Source organism: Cupriavidus sp. DF5525 (assembly GCF_040149425.2).
GTDB classification, from domain to species: domain Bacteria; phylum Pseudomonadota; class Gammaproteobacteria; order Burkholderiales; family Burkholderiaceae; genus Cupriavidus; species Cupriavidus pickettii_A.
The window spans coordinates 419,962-443,276 of the sequence record NZ_CP168265.1 but is presented as its reverse complement, the minus strand read 5'-3'; the positions used below and the strand labels follow the sequence as shown (position 1 = coordinate 443,276).

The window sequence follows — 23,315 nt, the reverse complement described above, 5'->3', positions numbered from 1 at the left end:
CCGGGCTGCCCGTCAGGCGCGGTCAGGCGATATGCACTTCCTTGACCGGCGCGTGATCCGCAATCCACTGCGGCAGCAGCGAACCGACCACCATGCCGCTGATCGAGAACATCAGGCCCACCATCTGCGGCGGCACCACCGCATCGGCAAAAGCGACCTCGCAGGTCAGCCACGACGACAGGCCCAGCAGGATCGCCGCCAGCCCGCCCTGGCGGGTGGCGTGCTTCCAGAACATGCCAAAGGCCAGCGGCACGAACGACGACACCAGCGTAACCTTGTAGGCATTTTCGACCATATGGAAGATCGACAGGTGCGAGTTCAGCGCGAACAGCGTCACCAGCGTGGTGAATACCAGCACCACGGCCTGCATCACGCGCAGGAACTGCTTGTCATCCAGGTGGCGGAAGTACGGGCGCAGGATGTTCTCGGCAAAGGTCACCGACGGAGCCAGCAGCGTGGCCGAGGCGCAGCTCTTGATTGCCGACAGCAGCGCGCCGAAGAACATCACCTGCGCGAACATCGGCGCGTGCTGCAGGATCAGCTGCGGCAGGATCAGTTGCGAATCGGTATCGATGTACTTGCCGACCATGCCCGGGTCGATCAGCGTGGCCGAATACGCCAGGAACATCGGGATAAAGGCGAAGCAAAAATACAGCACGCCGCCCAGCACCGAGGCGCGCCCGGCGATCTGCTCGGTGCGCGAGGAAGTCACGCGCTGGAACACGTCCTGCTGCGGGATCGAGCCCAGCATCATGGTGAACAGCGCCGCCGCAAAGCCGATGATCTGCACGATATCGAGCGATGGCAGGAACTCGAGCTTGCCGGCTGCGGCCGCGTGCGAGACCACGGCGGTGACGCCGCCGGCCTGGCCGCTGACCTCGTAGCCGATATAGAGCATGCCGATCACGATGATGATCATCTGGATGAAGTCGGTGATCGCCACCGACCACATGCCGCCGAACAGCGTATAGACCAGCACGCTGGCCGCGCCGATCATCATGCCGGCCTCCTGCGACAGCGCGCCATCCGACACGGTATAGAACACCAGCCCCAGCGCCTTGATCTGCGCCGCGACCCAGCCCAGGTAGGACACCACGATGCAGAGCGTGGTCAGCACCTCGGCCAGCCGCCCATAGCGGTTGTGGTAGTAGTCGCCGATGGTCAGCAGGTTCATCCGGTACAGCGGCCGGGCGAAGAACAGGCCTACCAGGATCAGGCACAGCGACGAGCCGAAGGGATCGGAAACGACACCCGACAGGCCTTCTTTCAGGAATACGGCGGGGATGCCCAGCACGGTCTCGGAGCCGAACCAGGTGGCGAAGACGGTGGCGGTGACGATGTGGAACGGCAGGCTGCGCCCGGCGACGGCGAAATCGGTGGTATTGCGCACGCGCAGCGCCGCCCACAGGCCGATGCCGACCGAGATTACCCAGTAGATGATGACGAACCAGATCAGCATGCCGCTGCCCTATGCAGAAAGTGCCCTTGTGGCGAAAAACCGAATGCCGGGCGGCGCATGGGTATACATCTGCCCGGAGTCCAATTCATCGGTCGGGGCCGCATAAAGAGCTGCTTGGCGTTCCCGCGCTGGGGGCGGATAACGCGGCCGGGCCTGCGGTCGTAGCCGAATCAAAACGCGGATTATAGCGACGCAGACCAGCGTGGGCGAAAAAAATTCCCCGATGGCGCAAATGCGCCACGCGATGCATCGCTGCCGCCACAAGGGCTGGCCGGCGGACCCGCTCAGCCGGCCAGCCGGCGCCAGACCTGCCAGCGCTCCTGCCCCTGGAAGACCGGCAGCGGCGCGGCCGAGGGCTGGTCCTCGATGCGCCCGAAGGCCGGCGCCAGCAGCGCGTCCAGCTCGGCCGCCGGCATCGCGAAGGGTGGCCCGCCCTGGATTTCGCCCAGGTAGAAGTAGCCGGCCAGCAGCCCGCCCGGCGGCAGCAATTCGGCCACCCGGGCGGCATAGGCGGCACGCATCGCCGGCGGCAGCGCGCACAGGAAGGCGCGCTCGTAGACCAGCTGGCACGGTGGCTGCGGCGTGAAGGTGAAGAAATCCCCCTGCTGCACCACCTCGCCGGCGGCACCCAGCGCCCGCCGGGCCGAGGCCACCGCCTGCGGCGAGAAGTCGATCGCCGTCACCGGCCAGCCGCGCTCGAACAGCCAGGCGGCCTCCCAGCCGTTGCCGCAGCCGGGCACCAGCGTGGGGCAAGGCGCTCGGCTATCGATAAACTGGCGGAATTCCTCGGGCACGCCGCCCAGGTCCCAGGGCGTGAAGCCCTGTTCGAAGCGCTCGTCCCAGAAGGCGGGATCGGCGGCGTTGCGGGTGGCGAACTGGGGTGCCGGCTTGGCGGGATCGGTCATGGTCTCCTCTGTTCGGTCAATCAATGCCTGCCGCGGGTCTACCAGTACCCGGCCCAGGCCAGCACATGCGTCAGCACGATGCCGGCGACAAAGCCGCCCACCAGCAGCAGCGTGGTGCCGATCAACCGGTTGGTGCGGCGCTGCTCCAGGACCAGCATCGCCAGCAGCTTGTCCTGCTCGCCGTTGCTGGTCAGCGCGCGCCGCTCCAGGAACTGGTGCGCCAGGCGCGGGAAGTCGGGCAGCATCTTGGCCCACAGGGGCGCCTCCACCTGGACCCGTTCCCACGCGCCCTTCCAGCCCACCTGCTCGTGCATCCAGCGTTCCAGGAAGGGCTTGGCGGTCTTCCACAAGTCCAGGTCGGGGTTGAGCTGGCGGCCCAGCCCTTCGATATTGAGCAGCGTCTTCTGCAGCAGCACCAGTTGCGGCTGGATCTCGACATTGAAGCGGCGCGAGGTCTGGAACAGGCGCATCAGCACCATGCCCAGCGAGATTTCCTTGAGCGGCTTGTCGAAGTACGGCTCGCAGCAGGCCCGCACCGCGCTTTCCAGCTCTTCGACGCGGGTCTCGGGCGGCACCCAGCCGGACTCCACGTGCAGCAGCGCCACGCGGTGGTAGTCGCGCCGGAAGAAGGCGATGAAGTTCTGCGCCAGGTAGTTCTTGTCGAACTCGGACAGCGCGCCGACGATACCGAAGTCCAGCGCGATATAGCGGCCGAAGGTCTCGGGCTGCACCGACACCAGGATGTTGCCCGGGTGCATGTCGGCATGGAAGAAGCCATCGCGGAACACCTGGGTGAAGAAGATCTCGACGCCCTCTTCCGCCAGCAGGTCCATGTCGACGCCCGCGGCCTTCAGCGATTCGGTGCGCGAGATCGGGATGCCGTGCATGCGCTCCATCACGAACACGGTGCTGCTGCACCAGTCCCAGAACACCTCGGGCACCAGCAGCAGGCTGGTGTCGGAAAAGTTGCGGCGCAGCTGGCTGGCGTTGGCCGCCTCGATCATCAGGTCGAGTTCGTCGTGCAGGTACTTGTCGAACTCGGCCACCACCTCGCGCGGCTTGAGGCGCTTGCCGTCGGCCCAGAAGCGTTCCAGCCAGGTCGCCATGTCGCGCATCAGCGCCAGGTCGCTGTCGATCACCGGCAACATGCCGGGGCGCAGCACCTTCACCGCAACTTCGCGGCCGTGGCTGGGGCCGCCCTTGAGCGTGGCGAAGTGGACCTGTGCGATCGAGGCGCTGGCCACCGGCTGGTGCTCGAAGGTTTCGAACAATTCGTTAAGCGGGCGCCCCAGCGCGCGTTCGATGATCTTCACCGCCACCACCGAATCGAACGGCGGCACCTGGTCCTGCAGCTTGGCCAGTTCGTCGGCGATATCCGGCGGCATCAGGTCGCGCCGGGTCGACAACACCTGGCCGAACTTGACGAAGATCGGGCCCAGCCGCGTCAGCGCCAGCCGCAGCCGCACGCCGCGCGGCACGTCGAGCTTGCGGCCGATGGTGATGACGCGCACCAGGAAGCGGATCCGGCGGCTGCGGAAGCCGGAGAGCACCAGCTCGTCCAGGCCGTAGTAAAGGATGACGAAGAGAATCTTGCCAAGGCGCAGGAGGCGGGTCATTCGGGAGTCTTCACGAGGCCGGGCGGGCAGTCACGTTGTGGGTTGATGGATACGCGGGCGCAGCCCGCTCAGCGGTGCGGGGACGGCAGCCTGGTGGCCTGGCCGGCCGGGCCGCCGCGCTCCAGGCGCTCCAGCCGTTTCTCGAGCCGGGCCAGGCTGTCGCGAACCCGGCCCACCTCGGTGCCGAATTCCTCCAGCGCGGCATGCCGCACCAGCGTCGGATGCTCGTCCAGCAGGTAGTCGGTGACGTTGTCCACCAGCGCGCGGCCCACGCGCGTGGCCTGCTCATGCACCTGGCGCGCGCCGTCGACCACGCGTTGCGCCACGCTGTCGCTGACGGGCCCGCCCAGGATGCCGCGCAACGCGCGCGACAGGTCCTCGGCGGCGTCCCAGCGCACGTTGCGCGCCAGCGTCGACACGGTGTTGGCCAGTTCGGCATCGCCCTCGATGCGCACGTGGCGCATGGCGGCGGCCTGCCCGCCTTCGGCCACATCGGCGGCCACCAGCGGCCACTGCTGCAATGGCACGCGCAGCGTCACCGCGGGCGCTTCGACCTCGGGCGCCATTTCCGTGCAGCCGTGCTCGGTGACCTTCAGCGACAGCACGAAGGCGGCCGCATCGAAACGGATCACGCGCCCGGCAAACGGCGCCAGCTGGTTGCGGGCCCACGGCTCCTGCTCGAGCAGGTGGTTCAGCGCCGAGACGGCGGGCGTGGCCAGGGCGGTAGGCAGAGTGTTCATGGTGGCGTGGGTTGGCTGGCAGACGGGCAGCGACGCTGCACGTCGGGCGTCCCAAACAAAAAGGCCCACGCTTTCACGTGGGCCTCCATTCTAAGCTACTCCCCCCGGCGCATCATCGCCAGGGGGGGTGCGGCATCAGGACTCTTGCTGGATGCCGGCCAGCAGCCAGCCGCCGGTACCGCTGGCGGGCTTGGCCAGGTTCCACACCTCGCCGAACGGCTGGGCCACCTCGCCGGCCTTCTCGCGGATCATGCCCGAGAAGCGCACGCTGGCGATATGCTGGGCCGGCGTCGACTCGATGCCGAGCAGCTGGCCTTCCAGCGTGACCACGTCGGTCTTGTTGACTTCGGCGCCGCGCTCGGCCAGGTCCATCTTGATCTCGGCGAACATTTCCGGCGTGGTGAACTCGCGGATGTCCTCCAGGTTGCCGGCGTCCCACGCGGCCTGCAGGCGCACGAAGTGGACCTTGGCGTTGCGCATGAAGGCTTCGGTGTCGAAGTCGGCCGGCACGCCCCACGGCTGCTGGGCCACGGCATCGGCTGCCAGCGGTGCGGCTGCCGCCGCGGGCAGTACCGTGTTGGTGGCCGGGCTAGCCGAAGGGACGGGCGTCGGCTCACGGAGCATGGGCTCGGCGTTGCGGCCCAGGTTCGGGGCGTTACCGGCACCAGCGAAGGCCGGCTGCTGGGTGCGCTTGCTGCCGCCGCGGAACTTGCGGATCAGCCAGATCGCGGCGAACGCGACCAGCGCGATCAGGATCAGGTTGGACAGGAAGCTCAGCGCCGCGCCGCCCAGGCCGAAGTGCGACAGCAGCCAGCCAATACCCAGGCCGGCGGCGATGCCGCCCAGGATGCCGCCCCAGTTGCGCTTGGGCGCCGCGGCCGCGGCCGCGCCGGCTGCGCCGGCCGTTGCCGGAGCTGCCTGTTGTGCGGGCTGCTGCGCCTGCTGGGTCGGCGAAGTGGGCTGCGGCGCCTGCTGGCGCTGCGTGACCGACTCAGATTGCTTCCCGATGCTGCGCGAACCGCCCATGCGCTTGGCATTGGCGTCGAACATCACTCCCAAGGCAATCGCGGTAATCAGCGACCCCACCAGGAACTTCCCACGAATTGACGACATATTCTGTTATCCCCTGTCAGTTTCACCCTATCTTGGGGCGAGGCATGGCGATTTCAAGTTCTTTCTAATACTTCCGCCCGACGTGGAGCGCCACCACTCCGGCCGTCAGATTGAAGTATTCGACATTATCCAGGCCGGCATGTTCCATCAAGCGTACAAGTGAGACCTGGTCTGGATGCATTCTGATCGATTCCGCGAGATAGCGATAGCTGGGGGCATCCCCTGCCACGCGCTCCCCCAACCAGGGGAGCACCTTGAAAGAATAGACGTCGTAGGCCTTCTCCAGGGGTTTCCACACCTTGGAGAACTCCAGCACCATGACCTTGCCGCCCGGCTTGACCACCCGGCGCATCTCGGCCAGCGCGGCATCCTTGTGCGTCATGTTGCGCAGGCCGAAGGCCACCGTGACCAGGTCGAAGTAATTGTCCGGGAACGGGATGTGCTCGGCGTCGCACAGGCATACCGGGGTGACGATGCCCTTGTTCAGCAGCCGGTCACGGCCCACGCGCAGCATCGACTCGTTGATATCGGTCAGCCAGACCTGCCCGGTCGGGCCGGCCTGCTTCGCGAAGGCCTTGGCCAGGTCGCCGGTGCCGCCGGCGATGTCCAGCACCTTGTGGCCGGGCCGCACGCCGGCCTGGGCGATGGTGAACATCTTCCAGAGCCGGTGCATGCCGCCCGACATCAGGTCGTTCATCACGTCGTACTTGCTCGCCACCGAATGGAACACGCCGGCGACCTTGCCGGCCTTCTCCTCTTCGTCGACCTTTTCGAACCCGAAGTGGGTTTCACTCATCTCTCAAGACTCCAGGATTGTCGGGGGCGGCTCAATGATGGCCGCAGCCGTGGCCGCCGGCGGCGCCGGCGGCAGGCATCTGGGTGTCGCGGTCCGCGCCGGCGGCTTCCAGGCGCTGCAGGTAGTCCTGCCAGAGCGCATCCTGGTTGTCGCCGAGGCGGTACAGCAGGTCCCAGGAATAGATGCCGGTGTCATGGCCGTCGGAAAAGCGGATCAGGATGGCGTAGTTGCCGACCGGCTCGACCGCGGCGACGCCGACCTCGCGCTTGCCGGTCTGCAGCACTTCTTGCCCCGGGCCGTGGCCCTGGACTTCAGCGGACGGCGAATACACGCGCAGCAGCTCGAACGGCAGCCGGAAGCTGCGGCCGTTGTCGAAGCCGATCTCCAGCACGCGGGATTGCGTGTGGACCGTCAGCGCGGTGGGATGGGGGGTGTCTTTGTCCAGGCCTGCCATGATGATCGCGGCCCGTGCTACGGGCGCTCCTGATAGGGTGATTTCAGCGTGACAGGACAGGTGCGGCGCCGGGAACGCCGCCGCGCCGCCTCACGCTTCGCATACAACTCGATAGCTTACCCCAGGCTCGCCGGCTTGCGCAGCCCGGGCGGCTTCCCCATCCTGCGGCACATAGCGCAGGCGCCGGCCGTGGTAAGCCGCGACGGTGCTGCGGTGCGCGATGCTGATGATCGCCGCGCCGGGCAGCGACTCCACCATCAGCTTGTACATGGCGCCCTCGGTTTCCTCGTCGAGCGCGCTGGTGGCCTCGTCCAGGAACAGGTAGTCGGGCTTCTGCAGCAGCGCGCGCGCAAAGGCCAGCCGCTGCTGCTCGCCCGGCGACAGCCGCAGCGACCAGTTGTCGAACACGTCGAGCTGGTCCACCAGCGCGGCCAGCCGCGCCTGGCGCAGCGCCACCTGCAGCGCTTCCTTGTCGTGCGCGGTGCCGGCGTCCGGGTAGGCCAGCGCATCGGCCAGCGTGCCAATCGGCAGGTAGCTGCGCTGCGGCAGGAACAGCATGCGCGCACCCTCGGGCATGGTCACCGTGCCGCTGCCGTACGGCCAGATCCCGGCCAGCGCGCGGAACAGCACGCTCTTGCCGCAGCCCGACGGGCCGCTGACCAGCCAGCGCTCGCCCGGCGCCACCGACAGCGAGAACGGCGCCACCAGCGGCCGCTGGCCCACGGCCGCGCCGCGCGCCGCCCGCACCGGCAACGCCAGGGCGAGGCCGTCGATGGTGATGCCGTCCTGCGGCTTGCCGGTGTGCACCACCTCGATATCGCGCGTGCCGCCCGGCGCCAGGTCCTGGCGCTCGGCCACGCGGATCGCTTCCTGGAAATCGATCAGGCGGTTGGCCGCCGCCTTCCAGCCCACCAGCGTGGCGTAGCTGTCGACGAACCAGGACAGCGCGCCCTGCACCTGGCCGAAGGCGGAGCTGATCTGCATCAGCCCGCCCAGCGTCATCTTGCCGGCGAAGTAGCGCGGCGCGGCCACCAGGATCGGGAAGATGATGGCGAACTGGGCATAGCCGGAGCTGACGAAGTTAAGGCGCCGCGTGTACAGCATCAGCTGGTTCCAGTTGGCGCGGATGCGGTCGAAGCGTGCGCGCAGCCCTGCCTTCTCGGTCGGCTCGCCGCGGTACAGCGCCACGGGCTCGCTGTTCTCGCGCAGCCGCACCAGCGTAAAACGGAAATCCGCCTCGTACTGTTCCTGCTGGAAGTTCAGGCCGATCAGCGGACGCCCGACGAAGTGCGCGACCAGCGATCCGACCACGGCGTAGCCTGCCGCAAACCAGACCATGTAGCCCGGGATCATCAGCTCGCTGCCACCCAGCGCAAAACTGATCGGCCCCGACAATGTCCACAGGATGCCGACGAAGGAGATCAGCGTCACCACCGAGTTGAGAAGTCCCAGCGACAGCGACAGGCCACCGTCGGTGAACAGGCGCAGGTCGTCCGCGATCCGCTGGTCGGGGTTGTCGGTGGTGTGGGTCTGTTCGATGCGGTAGTACGCCTGGTGCCCGAGCCACCGGTCCATGAACTGGCCGGTCATCCAGGTACGCCAGCGCATCTGCAGCATCATCGTGTAGTACTGGCGGGACAGGTAGGCAACGATATAGAAGCCGGCAATCCACGAGAAACGCAGCAGCAGGACCTTGAACGAGGCATAGTCGCGCTGCTCCAGCGCGTTGTAGAACACGCGGTTCCACTCGTTGAGCAGCACGTTGATATAGACGATGCCCAGGTTCAGCGCGATCACCAGGGTGAGCAGGCCAAGGCCCGCCACGCGGTCTTCGGATTTCCAGTAGGGCTTGATCAACGCCCAGGTCGCGGCCATGCGCAGCCGGCTCTGGATCTTGAGGGCCCTGGCAGGGACGGCCGGGCCCGGTACGGTGACGGAAGTCGGGGTGGTCGAGGACATAGCGGCAGCTCTTGGCCCGCCAGCGGATGCGGGCCGGGCTTGTTGTTCTGGATGCCGCGGCGGCTGGCCACGGCTGCGACAGCAGTCAGACGGTTGCGGGCAGGCGCGGGTTCCGCGTCAAGCCTCAGGCATCATCCGATTCAAGCAGCGAAAGTGCCGTACGCAGCGCGGGCAGCCGGCTGGCCAGCTCCTGCACGCGCACGGCATCCGCCGCGCGTTGCGGCGCAGCCCAGATCGCCTCAGGGAAATGCGTGTCCCAGCGATAGCGCGGGATGATATGCCAGTGCAGGTGCGGCACCATGTTGCCGAAGGCGGCCAGGTTGACCTTGTCCGGCGTCATCACCTCGCGCACCACCCGCTCCACGCGCGCCACCAGCCGCATCAGCCAGGCCTGGTCGGCATCGTCCAGGTCGCTGAGCTCGGCCACGTGATCGTTCCAGACGATGCGGCAGAAGCCCGGGAAGCGGTCATGCTCGACCAGGATCAGCCGGGCGCGGTCGCCCATCCAGACCAGTTCGCCGCCGTCGGTCTGGCAGAGCGGGCAGTTAGCAGAACGCGCCATCGTCGCGACTTACACCAGCACCCGCTCGATGCCACCCGCATTGGCCTTGGCCACGTACTCGGGCATCCAGTTCTCGCCCAGCAGGTGCTTGGCCATCTCGATCACGATGTAATCCGCCTGCACCGAAGCATCTTCGTTGTAGCGCGAAAGCCCCTGCAGGCAGGACGGGCAGCTGGTCAGGATCTTGACGTCGCCAGTGAAGCCGTCGGCGCGCAGCTTGTCGGCGCCCTTGGTCATCTCCTCTTCCTTGCGGAAGCGGACCTGCGTCGAGATGTCCGGACGCGTCACCGCCAGCGTGCCGGACTCGCCGCAGCAGCGCTCGTTCTTCTCGATCTTGCCCAGACCGGTGTTCCCGCCCATCAGGTCGTTGACCAGCTTGGTCGGGTCCATGGTCTTGATCGGGGTGTGGCAGGGATCGTGGTACATGTAGCGCGTACCGGTCACGCCCTCCAGCTTCACGCCCTTCTCGAGCAGGTATTCGTGGATGTCGATGATGCGGCAGCCCGGGAAGATCTTGTCGAATTCATACCCGGCGAGCTGGTCGTAGCAGGTGCCGCAGCTGACCACCACGGTCTTGATGTCGAGGTAGTTCAGCGTGTTGGCCACGCGGTGGAACAGCACGCGGTTGTCGGTGACGATCTTCTCGGCCTTGTCGTACTGGCCGTTGCCGCGCTGCGGATAGCCGCAGCACAGGTAGCCAGGCGGCAGCACGGTCTGCACACCGACGTGCCACAGCATCGCCTGCGTGGCCAGCCCGACCTGCGAGAACAGCCGCTCCGAGCCGCAGCCCGGAAAGTAGAACACCGCTTCCGATTCCGGCGTGGTCGCCTTCGGGTCGCGGATGATCGGCACGATCTCGTTGTCCTCGATATCGAGCAGTGCGCGCGCGGTCTTCTTGGGCAGGTTGCCCGGCATCTTCTTGTTAATGAAGTGGATCACCTGCTCGCGCACCGGCGGCTTGCCCACGGTCGCGGGCGGATGCGCGGTCTGCTTCCTGGCGAACTTCTTCAGCACCTCGTTGCCCAGGCGCTGCGCCTTGTAGCCCCAGTCGATCATGACCTTGCGGGTCAGGTTGATGGTCTCGGGGTTGGTGGCGTTCAGGAAGAACATCGACGCCGCGGTGCCGGGGTTGAACTTCTTCTGCCCCATCTTGCGCAGCAGGTTGCGCATGTTCATCGACACGTCGCCGAAGTCGATCTTGACCGGGCACGGCGTCACGCACTTGTGGCAGACCGTGCAATGGTCGGCCACGTCGGAGAACTCGTCCCAGTGCTTGACCGAGATGCCGCGGCGGGTCTGCTCTTCATACAGGAAGGCCTCGATCAGCAGCGAAGTCGCCAGGATCTTGTTGCGCGGGCTGTAAAGCAGGTTGGCGCGCGGCACGTGCGTGGCGCACACCGGCTTGCACTTGCCGCAGCGCAGGCAGTCCTTGACGCTCTCGGCAATGGCGCCGATATCGCTCTGCTGCATGATGATCGACTCATGCCCCATCAGGCCGAACGACGGCGTGTAGGCATTGCGCAGGTCGGCGCCGGGCAGCAGCTTGCCCTTGTTGAAGCGGCCCTGCGGGTCGACCTTGGCCTTGTAGGCGCGGAAGTCGCCGATCTCTTCCTCGGTGAGGAATTCCAGCTTGGTGATACCGATGCCGTGCTCGCCCGAGATCACGCCGTCGAGCGAACGCGCCAGCGCCATGATGCGGGCCACCGCGCGGTGCGCGTCCTGCAGCATGTCGTAGTCGTCGGAGTTCACCGGGATATTGGTGTGCACATTGCCGTCGCCGGCGTGCATGTGCAGCGCCACGAAGACGCGGCCGCGCAGCACCTGCTTGTGGATCTTCTGGGCCTCGTCCAGGATCGGCTTGAACTCGCCGCCGTTGAAGATCTTGCGCAGCTCGGCGCGGATCTCGGCCTTCCACGACACGCGGATGGTGCGGTCCTGCAGCAGGTGGAACACGGTGGCGTCAGGCTGATGCTGCAGGCGCGCATCGAACTCCTGCCCCAGCAGTCCCAGTCCATGCCCGATCAGCGAGGCCTTGGCCTGCGTCAGCGGCACGTCCATATGGTCCTGCAGGTAACGCCAGCGCGCGCGGATCTCGCGCAGCAGCGTCAGCGCGTGCTGCACACGGTCTTCCAGCAATTCAGCGCTGGGGATCTCATTGGCGTCGTCGCTGCGGCCCAGCGGCAGGTTGCCGCGCGCGAAAAACGCTTCCAGCGTGTCGACCAGCTTGAGCTTGCTCTTGATCGACAGCTCGATATTGATGCGCTCGATGCCGTCGGTGTACTCGCCCATGCGGTTCAGCGGGATCACCACGTCTTCGTTGATCTTGAAGGCGTTGGTATGCTTCGCAATCGCTGCGGTACGCGAACGGTCGAGCCAGAATTTCTTGCGCGCCTCGGGGCTGACGGCGATAAAGCCTTCGCCGCTCTTGCCGTTGGCCATGCGGATCACTTCCGAGGTGGCGCGCGCCACGGCGTCTTCATCGTCGCCGACGATATCGCCGATCAGCACCATCTTCGGGAAGGCGTTGCGCTTGCTCTTGGTGGCGTAGCCGACCGCGCGCAGGTAGCGCTCGTCCAGGTGCTCCAGGCCGGCCAGGATGGCGCCGCCGGGCTTCCTAGTCTCGGCGTCGAGGAAGTCCTTGATCTCGACGATGCTCGGGATGGCGTCGCGCGCCTGGCCGAAGAACTCCAGGCACACCGTGCGGATGAACTTCGGCATGCGGTGCAGGATCCAGCGCGCGCTGGTGATGATGCCGTCGCAGCCTTCCTTCTGCACGCCCGGCAGGCCGGCCAGGAACTTGTCGGTGACGTCCTTGCCCAGGCCTTCCTTGCGGAACTTGCGGCCCTCGATGGCCAGCGTCTCGGTGCGCAGCACCTTCTCGCCCGGCGCACGGTTGCCGTCCGACCACTTCAGCTCGAAGGTGGCCACCGGCACGTCGTGGATCTTGCCCAGGTTGTGGTCCAGCCGGGTGATTTCCAGCCAGTTGCCCTCCGGGTCCACCATGCGCCACCAGGCCAGGTTGTCCAGCGCGGTGCCCCACAGCACGGCCTTCTTGCCGCCGGCATTCATGGCCACGTTGCCGCCGATGCACGAGGCATCGATCGAGGTCGGGTCGACCGCGAACACCAGGCCGGCCTTGTCGGCCGCGTCGGCCACGCGGCGCGTCACCACGCCGGCGCCGGAGAAGATGGTCGCAACCTTGCGCGACACGCCGGGCAGGTCAGTTTCCTCGACCGGGCCGAGCTGCTCCAGCTTCTCGGTATTGATCACCGCGCTCATCGGCGTCAGCGGCACGGCGCCGCCGGTATAGCCGGTGCCGCCCCCGCGCGGGATGATGGTCAGGCCCAACTCGAAGCAGCCCTTGACCAGGCCGGCGATCTCTTCCTCGGTGTCGGGCGTCAGCACGACGAACGGGTATTCCACGCGCCAGTCGGTAGCGTCGGTCACGTGCGAGACGCGCGACAGGCCGTCGAACTTGATGTTGTCCTTCTGCGTGACCTTGCCCAGCACGCGCTGCGCGCGCTTGCGCAGGTCATAGGCCGCGGCGAATTCGTTCTTGAAATCCTCGATCGCCTGCTTGGCGAAGGCGACCAGTTGCTCCACGCGGTGCGAACGGTCCTCGGCGGCGGGCTCGGCGTGCTCGGCACGGTCGGCGGCGCGGCGCTTCTCGATCTCGTTCAGGCGGTGATGCAGCGCGCTGACCAGCATCTGGCGGCGCTTGGGATTTTCCAGCAGGTCGTCCTGCAGGTAGGGATTGCGGCGAACCACCCAGATATCGCCTAGCACTTCGTACAGCATGCGGGCGGAGCGGCCGGTGCGGCGCTCGCTGCGCAGCTCGTCCAGGATGCGCCAGGCTTCCTCGCCCAGCAGGCGGATGACAATCTCGCGGTCCGAGAAGGACGTGTAGTTATAGGGAATCTCACGCAGGCGCGGGGGGGCGTCCTGCGCGGCGAGCTTGGCGTCGAGCACGAGTGGGGCGTTCATTGGGGGACCGCTTCCTGCTGCGCACGGGGACAGTGCGCGAATCGTTCATTAAAGGGCGATTGTACTGCAAGGCCCGGTTTCGCCGCACCGCAGCATCAGGGAATCCTTGTCGGAACAAGGGATTAGGCGATCTTTGGGCGGTGGCAGTGGCGCCCTGCCGTGGTGCCGGCGGCGCACCGGATCAGAACCAGGCCTTCCACGTTTGCGCAATGTTGTGCCAAAAACTGTCCGGGATCCACAGCAGGCTGGCCGTCATGAACAGGTAGCGGATGAATTTGCCGACTGCCATCCAGGCCAGGCTGGGCCAGAAAGAGAGCCGCAGCCAGCCAGCCAAAGTGCACAATGGATCACCAATGCCGGGCAGCCAGGAAAACAGCAGCGTGGGCGGGCCGAGCCGGCGCATCCAGCGGAAGTAGCGCACGTCGAGCTTGGGCTTGGGCGGCTTGCGCGTGTGTTCGCGGTGCTCGAGGTGCTCAATTTCGTGTTCGCGCGCCCGGCGCCGCTTGTGGTAGCGCACCAGCGCCAGCTTGGCGGCGTAGCCCAGCCACCAGTCGATCGCGCCGCCGACCGTGTTGCCGAGCGTGGCCACCAGGATCGCCGGCCAGAACATCTGCGGGTTGAGCTTGACGTAGCCGAACACGGCCGGCTCGGAGCCCAGTGGCAATAGCGTGGCCGAGATCAGGCTGACCACGAAGATCGCGGACAGGCCCACCTTGGGCAGGGCGACGGTTTCAAACAGCCAGTCGAAGAACGCTTCCATGTCGGGGTGGGCGAGGGGGTCGGGCCATTCTAGCAGCGGCCCATCCGAGGCCCCCGCCCCCCGGATGGGGCGGGCAAACCTCATGGCACCTGTGCGGGATTTGTGATTAACTGTTAGAGCCTGTTGCGACCGATCGTTCGCCGGCCGCGGCATTTGCGCCAGCATTGAAGCCGCTCGCCGCGTGCGCTGGCGCACCTACAGCAGTTGTAGCGGCAGCACCAATATCACGAATTAGCCGTCCTATAGCCGTCTTAAGCGGCAGTACCGCGTCGTGGCCAGTCCCGCGCAGTTCTTTCGGGATTTCGGGCAATTGGTCATGCGCGTCCACCCCACATGGAGACAAGCATGGCGATTCCGATCCGCCTGACGGTCAACGGCAAGCCCGTTGACGCCCAGGTAGAACCCAACACCCTCCTGGTCCAGTTCCTGCGCGAACAGTTGCGCCTGACCGGCACCCACGTCGGCTGCGACACTGCGCAGTGCGGCGCCTGCACGGTCCACCTGGACGGCCGGGCGGTCAAGTCGTGCAACCTGCTGGCGGTACAGGCCGACGGCGCCAAGGTCACCACCATCGAGGGCCTGGGCGCGCCCGGCACGCTGCACCCGATGCAGGAAGCCTTCCGTGAATGCCACGGCCTGCAATGCGGCTTCTGTACGCCGGGCATGGTGATGAGCGCCACCGCGCTGGTGCAGGAGCACCCGGGCGCCGACGCCGCCACCATCCGCGCCCACCTGGAAGGCAACCTGTGCCGCTGCACGGGCTACCACAACATCGTCCGGGCAGTGCAGCAGGGCCAGGCGGCCATGCAGGGCGCCGCCGCCAGCGCGGAATAAGGGGGACAGGCCATGAACGCACCCGAGAACCAGCGCCTGGTAGGCGCGCCGGTCAAGCGCAAGGAAGACTTCCGCTACCTGACCGGCAGCGGCCAGTACACCGACGACATCGTGCTGCCGCAGCAAAGCTATGCATTTTTCCTGCGCTCGCCGCACGCGCACGCGCGCATCCGTTCGATCGACAAGAGCGAGGCGCTCGCCGCGCCCGGCGTGATCGCCGTGCTGACCGGCGACGAACTGGCCGCCGATAAAGTGGGCGGCCTGCCCTGCGGCTGGCTGATCCACAGCATGGACGGCTCGCCGATGAAGGAGCCGCCGCACCCGGTGATCGCGCACGACAAGGTGCGCCACGTCGGCGACCAGGTGGCGCTGGTCATCGCCGAGACGCTGCAGCAGGCGCGCGACGCCGCCGAGAAGATCGACGTCGACTATGAAGAGCTGCCCGCGGTGGTCAACGCCGCGGACGCTGCTTCAGCTTCGACGCTGGTGCATGACGACGTGCCAGCCAACACCTGCTACACCTGGGGCCATGGCGACAAGGCCGCCACCGACGCCGCCTTTGCCAAGGCCGCGCACGTGACCACGCTGGACATCGTCAACAACCGGCTGATCCCCAACGCGATCGAGCCGCGCGCGGTCAACGCCAGCTACACGCGCCAGGACGACAGCTACACCGTCTACGTGGCCAACCAGAACCCGCACGTGGAGCGGCTGCTGATGGGCGCCTTCGTGCTGGGGCTGCCGGAATCGCGACTGCGCATCATCGCGCCGGACGTTGGCGGCGGCTTCGGCTCCAAGATCTTCCTGTATCCGGAAGACGTGGCGCTGACGTGGGCATCGAAGAAGGTTGGCCGGCCGGTCAAGTGGACCGCGGACCGTTCCGAATCCTTCCTGACCGACGCGCACGGGCGCGACCACGTCACCAAGGCCGAGCTGGCGCTCGATGCCGACGGCAAGTTCCTGGCGCTGCGCGTACACACGGTCGCCAATATGGGCGCCTACCTGTCGACCTTCGCCAGCAGCGTGCCGACCATCCTGTATGCGACGCTGCTGGCCGGCCAGTACGCCACGCCCGCGATCTATGCCGAGGTGCAGGCGGTGTTCACCAACACCGCGCCGGTCGATGCCTACCGCGGCGCCGGCCGTCCCGAAGCCACATATGTGGTCGAGCGCCTGGTGGAAACCGCAGCGCACGAGCTCAACACGGATCCCGCCGAACTGCGCCGCAAGAACTTCATCCGCCAGTTCCCGTACGCCACGCCGGTGGGCCTGACCTATGACACCGGCGACTACGAGCCATGCCTGGCGCGCGCGCAGGAGCTGGCCGACGTCAAGGGCTTCCCGGCCCGGCGCGACGAAGCCAAGCAACGCGGCAAGCTGCGCGGCCTGGGCTACTCCTGCTACATCGAAGCTTGCGGGCTGGCGCCGTCGAATATCGCCGGCGCGCTGGGCGCGCGCGCGGGGCTGTTCGAGGTGGGCGAGATCCGCGTGCACCCGACCGGCACCGTGACGGTCTTCACCGGCTCGCACAGCCACGGCCAGGGCCACGAGACCACCTTCGCGCAGATCGTCGCCGACCGGCTCGGGCTGCAGCTCGACCAGGTCGAAATCGTGCACGGCGACACCGGCCGCGTGCCGTTCGGCATGGGCACCTACGGCTCGCGTTCGCTGGCAGTGGGGGGATCGGCGATCATGAAGGCGCTCGACAAGATCGAGGCAAAGGCCAAGAAGATCGCCGCGCACCTGCTGGAAGCATCGGACACGGACATCGAGTTCAGCAACGGCGTGTTCCGCGTGGCTGGCACCGACCGCACCAAGACCTTCGGCGAAGTTGCGCTGACCGCCTACGTGCCGCACAACTACCCGCTCGACAAGCTGGAGCCGGGCCTGAACGAAAACGCGTTCTACGACCCGACCAACTTCACCTATCCGTCCGGCGCCTATGTGTGCGAAGTGGAGGTGGATCCGGATACCGGTGAATCGAAGGTGGTGAAGTTCACCGCCGTGGATGACTTCGGCAACATCATCAACCCGATGATCGTCGAGGGCCAGGTGCATGGCGGCATCGGCCAGGGCCTGGGCCAGGCCATGCTGGAGCAGTGCGTCTACGATCCCGACAGCGGCCAGCTGCTGACCGGATCCTACATGGACTACGCCATGCCGCGCGCCGCCGACCTGCCCGACTTCACCGTCGAGACCGCCAGCGGCACGCCCTGCACGCACAACCCGCTGGGCGTGAAGGGCTGCGGCGAGGCCGGCGCGATCGGCTCGCCGCCAGCGTTTATCAATGCGCTGGTGGATGCGCTGTCGCCGCTGGGCGTCAAGGATGTGCAGATGCCGGCGACCCCGCACCGTGTATGGCAGGCCATCCAGGCCGCTCGCCCCTGAGCGCCACGGACCGACGAACCGGAAAGGAAACCGACATGTACACATTCCAGTTTGAACGTGCCGCGGATGCCAAGGCGGCGGTGGCCAGGCTCAAGGCCGACCCTGACGCCAAGTTCCTCGGCGGCGGCCAGAGCCTGCTGGCCGCGATGAAGCTGCGGCTGGCCTCGCCTTCCGTGCTGGTGGACGTGGTGCGCATTCCCGGCATGGCCGAGATCCGCGTCGAGAACAACGAGATCGTGGTCGGCGCGGCTGCGCGCCATGCCGACGTGGAAACCAATGCCGAGGTGCGCAAGCGCATTCCGGCGCTGGCGGCACTGGCCGGCGGCATCGGCGATCGACAGGTGCGTGCGATGGGCACGCTGGGTGGCGCGCTGGCCAACGACGATCCTGCGGCCTGCTATCCCGCGGGCGTGCTGGGGCTCGGCGCAACCGTAGTCACCGACCGCCGCACCATCGCGGCCGATGACTTCTTCAAGGGCCTTTATGAAACCGCGCTGGAACCGGATGAGCTGATCACCGCGGTGCGCTTCCCGATCCCCGAGCAGGCTGCCTACGTCAAGTTCCGCAATCCGGCTTCGCGCTTTGCGCTGGTCGGGGTGATGGTGGCGCGCACCGGCAATACGGTGCGGGTGGCGGTCACCGGCGCGGGCGACAGTGTGTTCCGCTGCCAGCCGCTGGAGCACGCGCTGTCGGGCAATTTCACTGCACAGGCTGCGCGTGGCGTGAAGGTCGATGCGGCGAACCTGAATGCCGACCTGCATGCGTCGGCGGAGTACCGGGCGCACTTGATTCCGGTGCTGGCGGCGCGGGCGGTGGAGGAGGCGACGAAGGGGTAGTGCCTGTCCATCGCCCGCTGTGGTCTCCCCTCTCTCGCCCAGCGGTGAGGGGTCGGGGGAGAGGGCCGGCGCTTGAATCAAGCGTTTTCGCACGCGAACCTCCTGCCCTCTCCCCCAGCCCCTCTCCCGCAAGCGGGAGAGGGGAGCAAACCGCCGGCGCATTTTGCCGCGTCGGCACACAAGATTGCTCATGCTCCCCACCTCCATCGACGACACCCTCGCCCAGCTCGAACGCCAGCAGTACTACGCCGACCGCGAAACCGCCACGGTGCTCTACCTCGCGCTGCGCATGCAGCGCCCGCTGTTCCTCGAAGGCGAGCCCGGCGTCGGCAAGACCGCGCTGGCGCAGGCGATGGCGGGCGTGCTCGGCACCCGGCTGCTGCGGCTGCAATGCTATGAAGGGCTCGATGCCGCCAGCGCGCTGTACGAGTGGGACTATCCGCGCCAGATCATGGCGCTGCGCCTGGCCGAAGCGCGCGGCGAACGTCCCGAGGCGCAGTCGCTGTACCACGATGACTACCTGCTCAAGCGCCCGCTGCTGGAATCACTGCTGCCCGACCCTGCTGCACCGGAAGTCCCGCGCGTGCTGCTGATCGACGAGATCGACCGTGCCGACGAACCCTTCGAAGCCTTCCTTCTGGAAGTTCTGTCCGAATTCCAGGTCTCGATCCCCGAGATCGGCGTGATCCGCGCCGAGCGCCCGCCGCTGATCGTGATCACCTCCAACCGCACGCGCGAAGTGCATGACGCGCTCAAGCGCCGCTGCCTGTACCAGTGGATGGGCTACCCCGAGCGCGACCGCGAGCTGCAGATCGTCGCCGCGCGCGCGCCCGAGGCCGCCGCCGCGCTGCAGGCGCAGGCGATCGACTTCGTGCACCGGCTGCGCGGCATCGACCTGTTCAAGGCGCCCGGTATCGCCGAGGCCATCGACTGGTGCCGCGCGCTGGCCGCGCTGGGCGTGACCGAGCTGGATCCGCAGTCGGTGCGCGACACGCTGGGCGTGCTGCTCAAGTACCAGGACGACCTCGCACGCGCCGACGGCCCCACCGTGGCGGAGTTGCTGGCCGGCGCCGCACCGGGAGGGTGACCGTGGCCACGCTGCACGCCGCGGCACGTACCGGCGGACCGCAAACCGGCCTGCCGGTATTGGCGCGCAACGTTACCCACTTCATGCGGCTGCTGCGCGACGGCGGCTTTGCGCTGTCGCCGGCGCATGCGGTCGATGCGCTCAGCGCGCTGCGCCATGTCGATATCGGCCGCCGCGACGAGGTGCGCGCCGCGCTGGCCGCGCTGGTGCTGTCGGGCCCCGACCAGCGCCCGCTGTTCGACGCCGCCTTCGACCTGTTCTGGCGTGACCCCGACTGGGAAGGCAAGCTGCGCGCGCTGCTGCTGCCGCGCGTCGATGCCGGCGCGCCGCCGCCAAAGCGCAGCAACCGGCTGGCCGACGCGCTGGCCGCGCGCCAGCCCGAGGCGCCATCGCGCCCTGCGCAGACCGAGGCCGAGCGCGTCCACGTGCCGCTGACCTTCTCCGACCAGGAGCGGCTGGCGCAACGCGACTTCGAGACCCTGACCGCGCAGGAATGGCGCGCGCTGCAGCACCTGGTGCGCACGCGCCGCGCCCATCTTGCACTGCAGCGCACACGCCGGCTGCGCGCCGCCACCTGCGGCACCCATGCCGACCTGCGCGCCAGCGCGCGCCTGGCGGTGCGCCAGCATGGCGAGTGGCTGCGCTGGAAATTCCGCAAGCACGCCGAGCGCAAGCCGCCGGTGGTGCTACTGCTCGACATTTCCGGCTCGATGAGCCAGTACTCGCGCGCGGTGCTGTATTTCTGCCATGCGCTGATGCAGTCGCGCGAGCGGCTGTCGGTGTTCCTGTTCGGGACGCGGCTGACCAATATCACCCGCTCGCTGCGCGAACGCGATCCGGACGAAGCGGTCGCGGTCATCACCGGCCAGGTGCGCGACTGGGCGGGCGGCACCCGCATCGGCGCCGCGCTGGCGAGCTTCAACCGCCACTGGGCACGCCGCACGCTGTCCGGGCGCGCCACCGTGCTGCTGGTCACCGACGGCCTCGATCATGAGCAGATCGACCTGCTGGGGGACGAGATGGCGCGGCTGCGCCGCTTTGCGCACCGCATTGTCTGGCTCAACCCGCTGCTGCGCTATCCCGGCTTCACCCCGCAGGCGCGCGGCGTGCAGGCGATCCTGCCGCATGTCGACGCGCTGCGCCCCGCGCATAACCTGGACAGCCTGCTCGCGCTGGAGACCCTGCTGTCCGATCATGGCGGCCCTCCCCGGGCCGCCCCCGCCAAGCCAGACAAGGAAGCCCCGCCATGGAAATGAACCAGAGCCAGCGCCTGCCGGTGCCGCAGCAAGTGGCATGGGAAGCGCTCAACGACACCGAGCTGCTCAAGCAATGCATCCCGGGATGTGAGAGTATCGAGCCCGACGGCGAAAACGCCTACGCGCTGGCCCTGACGGCTGCGGTGGGGCCGGTCAAGGCGCGCTTCAAGGGACGGATGGCGCTGGAGGACATCCAGGCCCCCGACAGCTACACCATCCGCTTTGACGGCCAGGGTGGCGCGGCGGGCTTCGGCAAGGGCACCGCCCGCGTCAGGCTGGAACCGGATGGCGACGAGACCGTGCTGAGCTACACCGTCGATGCCCACGTCGGCGGTAAGCTCGCGCAGATCGGCTCGCGGCTGGTGGATGCCGCGGCGCGCAAGATGGCGGATACCTTCTTTACGCGCTTCACCGAGGCGGTCACGCCGGACAATACAGAAGACACGCCAGCGGCCGAGGGCGCCCCCGCCGCAGCCGCCGGCGACAATGAACAGACAGAGGAACCGAAGCGGAAACGATCATGGAGAGCGTGGATCTCGAAGTCCTGAAGAACAGCGTGCAGTGGCAGCAACAGGGCCACCGCGTGCTGCTGGTCACGGTAGTGCGCACCTGGGGCTCGTCGCCCCGCCCCGAAGGCGCGATGCTGGCGGTACGCGACGACGGCCTGGTGGTCGGCTCGGTTTCGGGCGGCTGCATCGAGGACGACATCATCGACCGCGTGCGCCGGCAAGGCATCACCGCCGACCACCCCGAAGCGATCAAGTACGGCATCAGCGCCGAGGAAGCGCACCGTTTCGGCCTGCCTTGCGGCGGCACGATCGAACTGGTGACCGAGCCGCTGACCCCGGCCAGCGGCATCGCCGAACTGCTCGACGCGGTCGAGAACGGCCGCCTGGTCGCGCGTACGCTCGACATGGCGACGGGCGCCGCCACGCTGGGCCCGGCCAACGCCACCGACGGGCTGGTGTTCGATGGCAAGACGCTGCTGACCATCCACGGCCCGCGCTACCGCATGCTGGTGATCGGCGCGGGTCAGCTTTCCAAGTACCTGTGCCAGATCGCCGTGGGCCTCGGCTTCCAGGTCACCGTGTGCGACCCACGCGAGGAATACACCGAGACCTGGGACATCTCCGGCATCACCATGGTGCGCACCATGCCGGACGACACGGTCATGGACTTGAAGCTGGACGAGCGCTGCGCGGTGATCGCGCTGACGCACGATCCCAAGCTGGACGACCTCGCGCTGATGGAGGCGCTGCGCACGAATGCTTTCTACGTCGGTGCGCTCGGTTCGCGCCGCAACAACCAGGCACGGCGCGAACGGCTCAAGGAGTTCGACCTGACCGACCTGCAGCTCGCGCGGCTGCACGGCCCGGTAGGCATCTACATCGGCAGCCGCACGCCGCCGGAGATCGCGATCTCGATCCTGGCCGAAGTGATCGCGGCCAAGAACCATGTGTCGCTGCCCGACATCCTGCAGGTCGAAGGCGCCAAGGCTGCGCGCGAGATGGCAGCCAGCACCGGCAGCAGCTGCGAAGTCGCGCCCGGCCCGGCCACCTGAGGACAGCATGACGCCATGACCGCCGCCCCCAACGCTCCCCTGCTCCGCACCGACCTGCCTACCGGCATCCTGCTGGCCGCGGGTTTCGGCCGCCGCTTCGATGCGGCGGGCAAACGCAACAAGCTGCTGGAAACGCTGCCCGGCGGACGCACGGTAGCGTGGCGCAGTGCGCGCACGCTGGCGGCAGCACTGCCGGAATCGATTGCGGTCATTCGCCCGGGCAATCCGGCGCTGGCGGAGGAACTGCGCCGCGGCGGCTGCCGCGTGCTGGAATCCGCCGAAGCCGACGCGGGCATGGGTGCGGCGCTGCGGGCTGCGGTGGCGGCAACGCCCGAAGCGCGCGGCTGGGTGGTGGCGCTGGCCGATATGCCCTGGCTGCCGATGGAACTCATCCGGGCAGTGGCGCTGACGATCACCACCCCGGAGACCATCGCTGCGCCGTGGCGCAATGGGCAGCGCGGGCATCCGGTCGGGTTCGGGGCCGCCTGGCGCGAGGAACTGCTGAAGCTGGACGGTGATGAGGGGGCGCGGGCGTTGCTGAAGGACAAACCCGTTACGCGGATCCTGACTGACGATGACGGGGCGTTTCGGGATATCGATACGCCGGGGGATTTGCGCTAGCCCAATGCGGCTTACGTCGCCTCGCCCTGCCCCGCCGCTATCTCACTAGTCTTCACCGCCATGATGAAATCATTCCGGTGCAGTCCCTTGATCTTCTTGGTCCGCCACGACACCGTGGCATGCCCCCAGCCAAAACTGATCTCCGGATGATGTCCCTGCGCCTCGGCCAGTTGCCCGACGCCATTCACGAACGCCAGCGCCTGCGCAAAATTCCCGAAGGTAAAGCGCCGCTCCAGCCGGGTCGCTCCATCGAACAAATCCCAGCCAGGCGCCTGCTGCATCAGAGCTTCAGCTTCATCCGGCGTCAACGGCGGCACCCCGCCGCGGCAAGGCGTGCACGATTGCGCTGCCAGGTCTTCACTCATGGTCTTGCTCCCCGACCGG

At 67.5% G+C, this 23,315-nt stretch carries 20 protein-coding genes; 8 read left to right on the top strand and 12 right to left on the bottom strand.

Annotation, left to right across the window (positions count from 1 at the left end):
- Positions 1-22: 22 nt before the first annotated feature.
- The 11 genes from ABNX08_RS02180 to ABNX08_RS02130 all read right to left on the bottom strand — a co-directional run bounded on the left by ABNX08_RS02180 (position 23) and on the right by ABNX08_RS02130 (position 14,348).
- Entirely contained in the window at positions 23-1,459 is a 1,437-nt protein-coding gene (locus ABNX08_RS02180) for a sodium:solute symporter family protein (RefSeq protein ID WP_022533532.1), read from the bottom strand.
- Between the two features lie 284 nt (positions 1,460-1,743).
- Complete coding sequence (locus ABNX08_RS02175; protein WP_022533531.1) at positions 1,744-2,364, bottom strand: methyltransferase domain-containing protein; 621 nt, start codon at positions 2,362-2,364, stop codon at positions 1,744-1,746.
- Positions 2,365-2,402: 38 nt separating this feature from the next.
- A complete protein-coding gene (ubiB, locus tag ABNX08_RS02170; RefSeq protein WP_022533530.1) occupies positions 2,403-3,980 on the bottom strand; it encodes a ubiquinone biosynthesis regulatory protein kinase UbiB in 1,578 nt (525 codons plus the stop codon).
- 68 nt (positions 3,981-4,048) lie between these two features.
- Positions 4,049-4,720 (bottom strand): SCP2 sterol-binding domain-containing protein, encoded by a 672-nt coding sequence (locus tag ABNX08_RS02165; RefSeq protein WP_041680936.1) that lies wholly within the window; start codon positions 4,718-4,720, stop codon positions 4,049-4,051.
- Positions 4,721-4,855: 135 nt separating this feature from the next.
- Positions 4,856-5,833, bottom strand: coding sequence for a Tim44 domain-containing protein (locus ABNX08_RS02160; RefSeq protein WP_022533528.1), 978 nt, complete (start codon positions 5,831-5,833; stop codon positions 4,856-4,858).
- 64 nt (positions 5,834-5,897) lie between these two features.
- Positions 5,898-6,629 carry a bifunctional demethylmenaquinone methyltransferase/2-methoxy-6-polyprenyl-1,4-benzoquinol methylase UbiE gene (gene ubiE / locus ABNX08_RS02155; RefSeq protein ID WP_349605492.1) on the bottom strand — a complete coding sequence of 244 codons (732 nt, stop codon included), beginning with the start codon at positions 6,627-6,629 and terminating at the stop codon, positions 5,898-5,900.
- A 31-nt stretch (positions 6,630-6,660) separates the two neighbouring features.
- Positions 6,661-7,083 (bottom strand): DUF971 domain-containing protein, encoded by a 423-nt coding sequence (locus tag ABNX08_RS02150; protein WP_349605490.1) that lies wholly within the window; start codon positions 7,081-7,083, stop codon positions 6,661-6,663.
- Positions 7,084-7,173: 90 nt separating this feature from the next.
- Positions 7,174-9,042, bottom strand: a complete 1,869-nt coding sequence (locus tag ABNX08_RS02145; protein ID WP_022533525.1) for an ABC transporter ATP-binding protein/permease — start codon at positions 9,040-9,042, stop codon at positions 7,174-7,176.
- 124 nt (positions 9,043-9,166) lie between these two features.
- Complete coding sequence (locus ABNX08_RS02140; RefSeq protein WP_022533524.1) at positions 9,167-9,604, bottom strand: HIT family protein; 438 nt, start codon at positions 9,602-9,604, stop codon at positions 9,167-9,169.
- A 9-nt stretch (positions 9,605-9,613) separates the two neighbouring features.
- Positions 9,614-13,588, bottom strand: a complete 3,975-nt coding sequence (locus ABNX08_RS02135; RefSeq protein WP_022533523.1) for an FAD/FMN-binding oxidoreductase — start codon at positions 13,586-13,588, stop codon at positions 9,614-9,616.
- A gap of 181 nt (positions 13,589-13,769) precedes the next feature.
- Positions 13,770-14,348, bottom strand: coding sequence for a YqaA family protein (locus ABNX08_RS02130; RefSeq protein ID WP_022533522.1), 579 nt, complete (start codon positions 14,346-14,348; stop codon positions 13,770-13,772).
- A 345-nt stretch (positions 14,349-14,693) separates the two neighbouring features.
- Here ABNX08_RS02130 and ABNX08_RS02125 point away from each other — a divergent pair, with 345 nt between their 5' ends.
- The 8 genes from ABNX08_RS02125 to ABNX08_RS02090 all read left to right on the top strand — a co-directional run bounded on the left by ABNX08_RS02125 (position 14,694) and on the right by ABNX08_RS02090 (position 22,931).
- Entirely contained in the window at positions 14,694-15,182 is a 489-nt protein-coding gene (locus tag ABNX08_RS02125) for a (2Fe-2S)-binding protein (protein WP_349605489.1), read from the top strand.
- Positions 15,183-15,194: 12 nt separating this feature from the next.
- Positions 15,195-17,570 (top strand): xanthine dehydrogenase family protein molybdopterin-binding subunit, encoded by a 2,376-nt coding sequence (locus tag ABNX08_RS02120; protein ID WP_349605488.1) that lies wholly within the window; start codon positions 15,195-15,197, stop codon positions 17,568-17,570.
- A 35-nt stretch (positions 17,571-17,605) separates the two neighbouring features.
- Positions 17,606-18,406 carry a xanthine dehydrogenase family protein subunit M gene (locus tag ABNX08_RS02115; RefSeq protein WP_349605487.1) on the top strand — a complete coding sequence of 267 codons (801 nt, stop codon included), beginning with the start codon at positions 17,606-17,608 and terminating at the stop codon, positions 18,404-18,406.
- Positions 18,407-18,596: 190 nt separating this feature from the next.
- Positions 18,597-19,493, top strand: a complete 897-nt coding sequence (locus ABNX08_RS02110) for a MoxR family ATPase (RefSeq protein WP_022533518.1) — start codon at positions 18,597-18,599, stop codon at positions 19,491-19,493.
- A gap of 2 nt (positions 19,494-19,495) precedes the next feature.
- Entirely contained in the window at positions 19,496-20,749 is a 1,254-nt protein-coding gene (locus ABNX08_RS02105) for a VWA domain-containing protein (RefSeq protein WP_022533517.1), read from the top strand.
- Complete coding sequence (locus ABNX08_RS02100; RefSeq protein ID WP_022533516.1) at positions 20,740-21,297, top strand: CoxG family protein; 558 nt, start codon at positions 20,740-20,742, stop codon at positions 21,295-21,297. The genes ABNX08_RS02105 and ABNX08_RS02100 overlap by 10 nt, the downstream gene beginning before the upstream one ends.
- On the top strand, positions 21,270-22,310 hold the full coding sequence (locus tag ABNX08_RS02095) for an XdhC family protein (RefSeq protein WP_022533515.1): 1,041 nt from the start codon (positions 21,270-21,272) through the stop codon (positions 22,308-22,310). The genes ABNX08_RS02100 and ABNX08_RS02095 overlap by 28 nt, the downstream gene beginning before the upstream one ends.
- Positions 22,311-22,325: 15 nt before the next feature.
- On the top strand, positions 22,326-22,931 hold the full coding sequence (locus ABNX08_RS02090; RefSeq protein ID WP_349605482.1) for a nucleotidyltransferase family protein: 606 nt from the start codon (positions 22,326-22,328) through the stop codon (positions 22,929-22,931).
- A gap of 11 nt (positions 22,932-22,942) precedes the next feature.
- On the opposite strand, the gene ABNX08_RS02085 is transcribed toward ABNX08_RS02090, so the two are convergent.
- A complete protein-coding gene (locus ABNX08_RS02085) occupies positions 22,943-23,296 on the bottom strand; it encodes a 4a-hydroxytetrahydrobiopterin dehydratase (protein WP_349605480.1) in 354 nt (117 codons plus the stop codon).
- Positions 23,297-23,315: the final 19 nt, after the last annotated feature.

What these genes read in the sequence shown, in the direction of transcription:
- ABNX08_RS02145 (WP_022533525.1), bottom strand. Translation starts at nt 9,042, where the DNA reads ATGTCCTCGACCACCCCGACTTCCGTCACCGTACCGGGCCCGGCCGTC.
- ABNX08_RS02115 (WP_349605487.1), top strand. Translation starts at nt 17,606, where the DNA reads ATGTACACATTCCAGTTTGAACGTGCCGCGGATGCCAAGGCGGCGGTG.
- ABNX08_RS02085 (WP_349605480.1), bottom strand. Translation starts at nt 23,296, where the DNA reads ATGAGTGAAGACCTGGCAGCGCAATCGTGCACGCCTTGCCGCGGCGGG.
- ABNX08_RS02125 (WP_349605489.1), top strand. Translation starts at nt 14,694, where the DNA reads ATGGCGATTCCGATCCGCCTGACGGTCAACGGCAAGCCCGTTGACGCC.
- ABNX08_RS02095 (WP_022533515.1), top strand. Translation starts at nt 21,270, where the DNA reads ATGGAGAGCGTGGATCTCGAAGTCCTGAAGAACAGCGTGCAGTGGCAG.
- ABNX08_RS02100 (WP_022533516.1), top strand. Translation starts at nt 20,740, where the DNA reads ATGGAAATGAACCAGAGCCAGCGCCTGCCGGTGCCGCAGCAAGTGGCA.
- ubiB (WP_022533530.1), bottom strand. Translation starts at nt 3,980, where the DNA reads ATGACCCGCCTCCTGCGCCTTGGCAAGATTCTCTTCGTCATCCTTTAC.
- ABNX08_RS02120 (WP_349605488.1), top strand. Translation starts at nt 15,195, where the DNA reads ATGAACGCACCCGAGAACCAGCGCCTGGTAGGCGCGCCGGTCAAGCGC.
- ABNX08_RS02175 (WP_022533531.1), bottom strand. Translation starts at nt 2,364, where the DNA reads ATGACCGATCCCGCCAAGCCGGCACCCCAGTTCGCCACCCGCAACGCC.
- ABNX08_RS02165 (WP_041680936.1), bottom strand. Translation starts at nt 4,720, where the DNA reads ATGAACACTCTGCCTACCGCCCTGGCCACGCCCGCCGTCTCGGCGCTG.
- ABNX08_RS02110 (WP_022533518.1), top strand. Translation starts at nt 18,597, where the DNA reads ATGCTCCCCACCTCCATCGACGACACCCTCGCCCAGCTCGAACGCCAG.
- ABNX08_RS02140 (WP_022533524.1), bottom strand. Translation starts at nt 9,604, where the DNA reads ATGGCGCGTTCTGCTAACTGCCCGCTCTGCCAGACCGACGGCGGCGAA.
- ubiE (WP_349605492.1), bottom strand. Translation starts at nt 6,629, where the DNA reads ATGAGTGAAACCCACTTCGGGTTCGAAAAGGTCGACGAAGAGGAGAAG.
- ABNX08_RS02135 (WP_022533523.1), bottom strand. Translation starts at nt 13,588, where the DNA reads ATGAACGCCCCACTCGTGCTCGACGCCAAGCTCGCCGCGCAGGACGCC.
- ABNX08_RS02130 (WP_022533522.1), bottom strand. Translation starts at nt 14,348, where the DNA reads ATGGAAGCGTTCTTCGACTGGCTGTTTGAAACCGTCGCCCTGCCCAAG.
- ABNX08_RS02150 (WP_349605490.1), bottom strand. Translation starts at nt 7,083, where the DNA reads ATGGCAGGCCTGGACAAAGACACCCCCCATCCCACCGCGCTGACGGTC.
- ABNX08_RS02160 (WP_022533528.1), bottom strand. Translation starts at nt 5,833, where the DNA reads ATGTCGTCAATTCGTGGGAAGTTCCTGGTGGGGTCGCTGATTACCGCG.
- ABNX08_RS02090 (WP_349605482.1), top strand. Translation starts at nt 22,326, where the DNA reads ATGACCGCCGCCCCCAACGCTCCCCTGCTCCGCACCGACCTGCCTACC.
- ABNX08_RS02180 (WP_022533532.1), bottom strand. Translation starts at nt 1,459, where the DNA reads ATGCTGATCTGGTTCGTCATCATCTACTGGGTAATCTCGGTCGGCATC.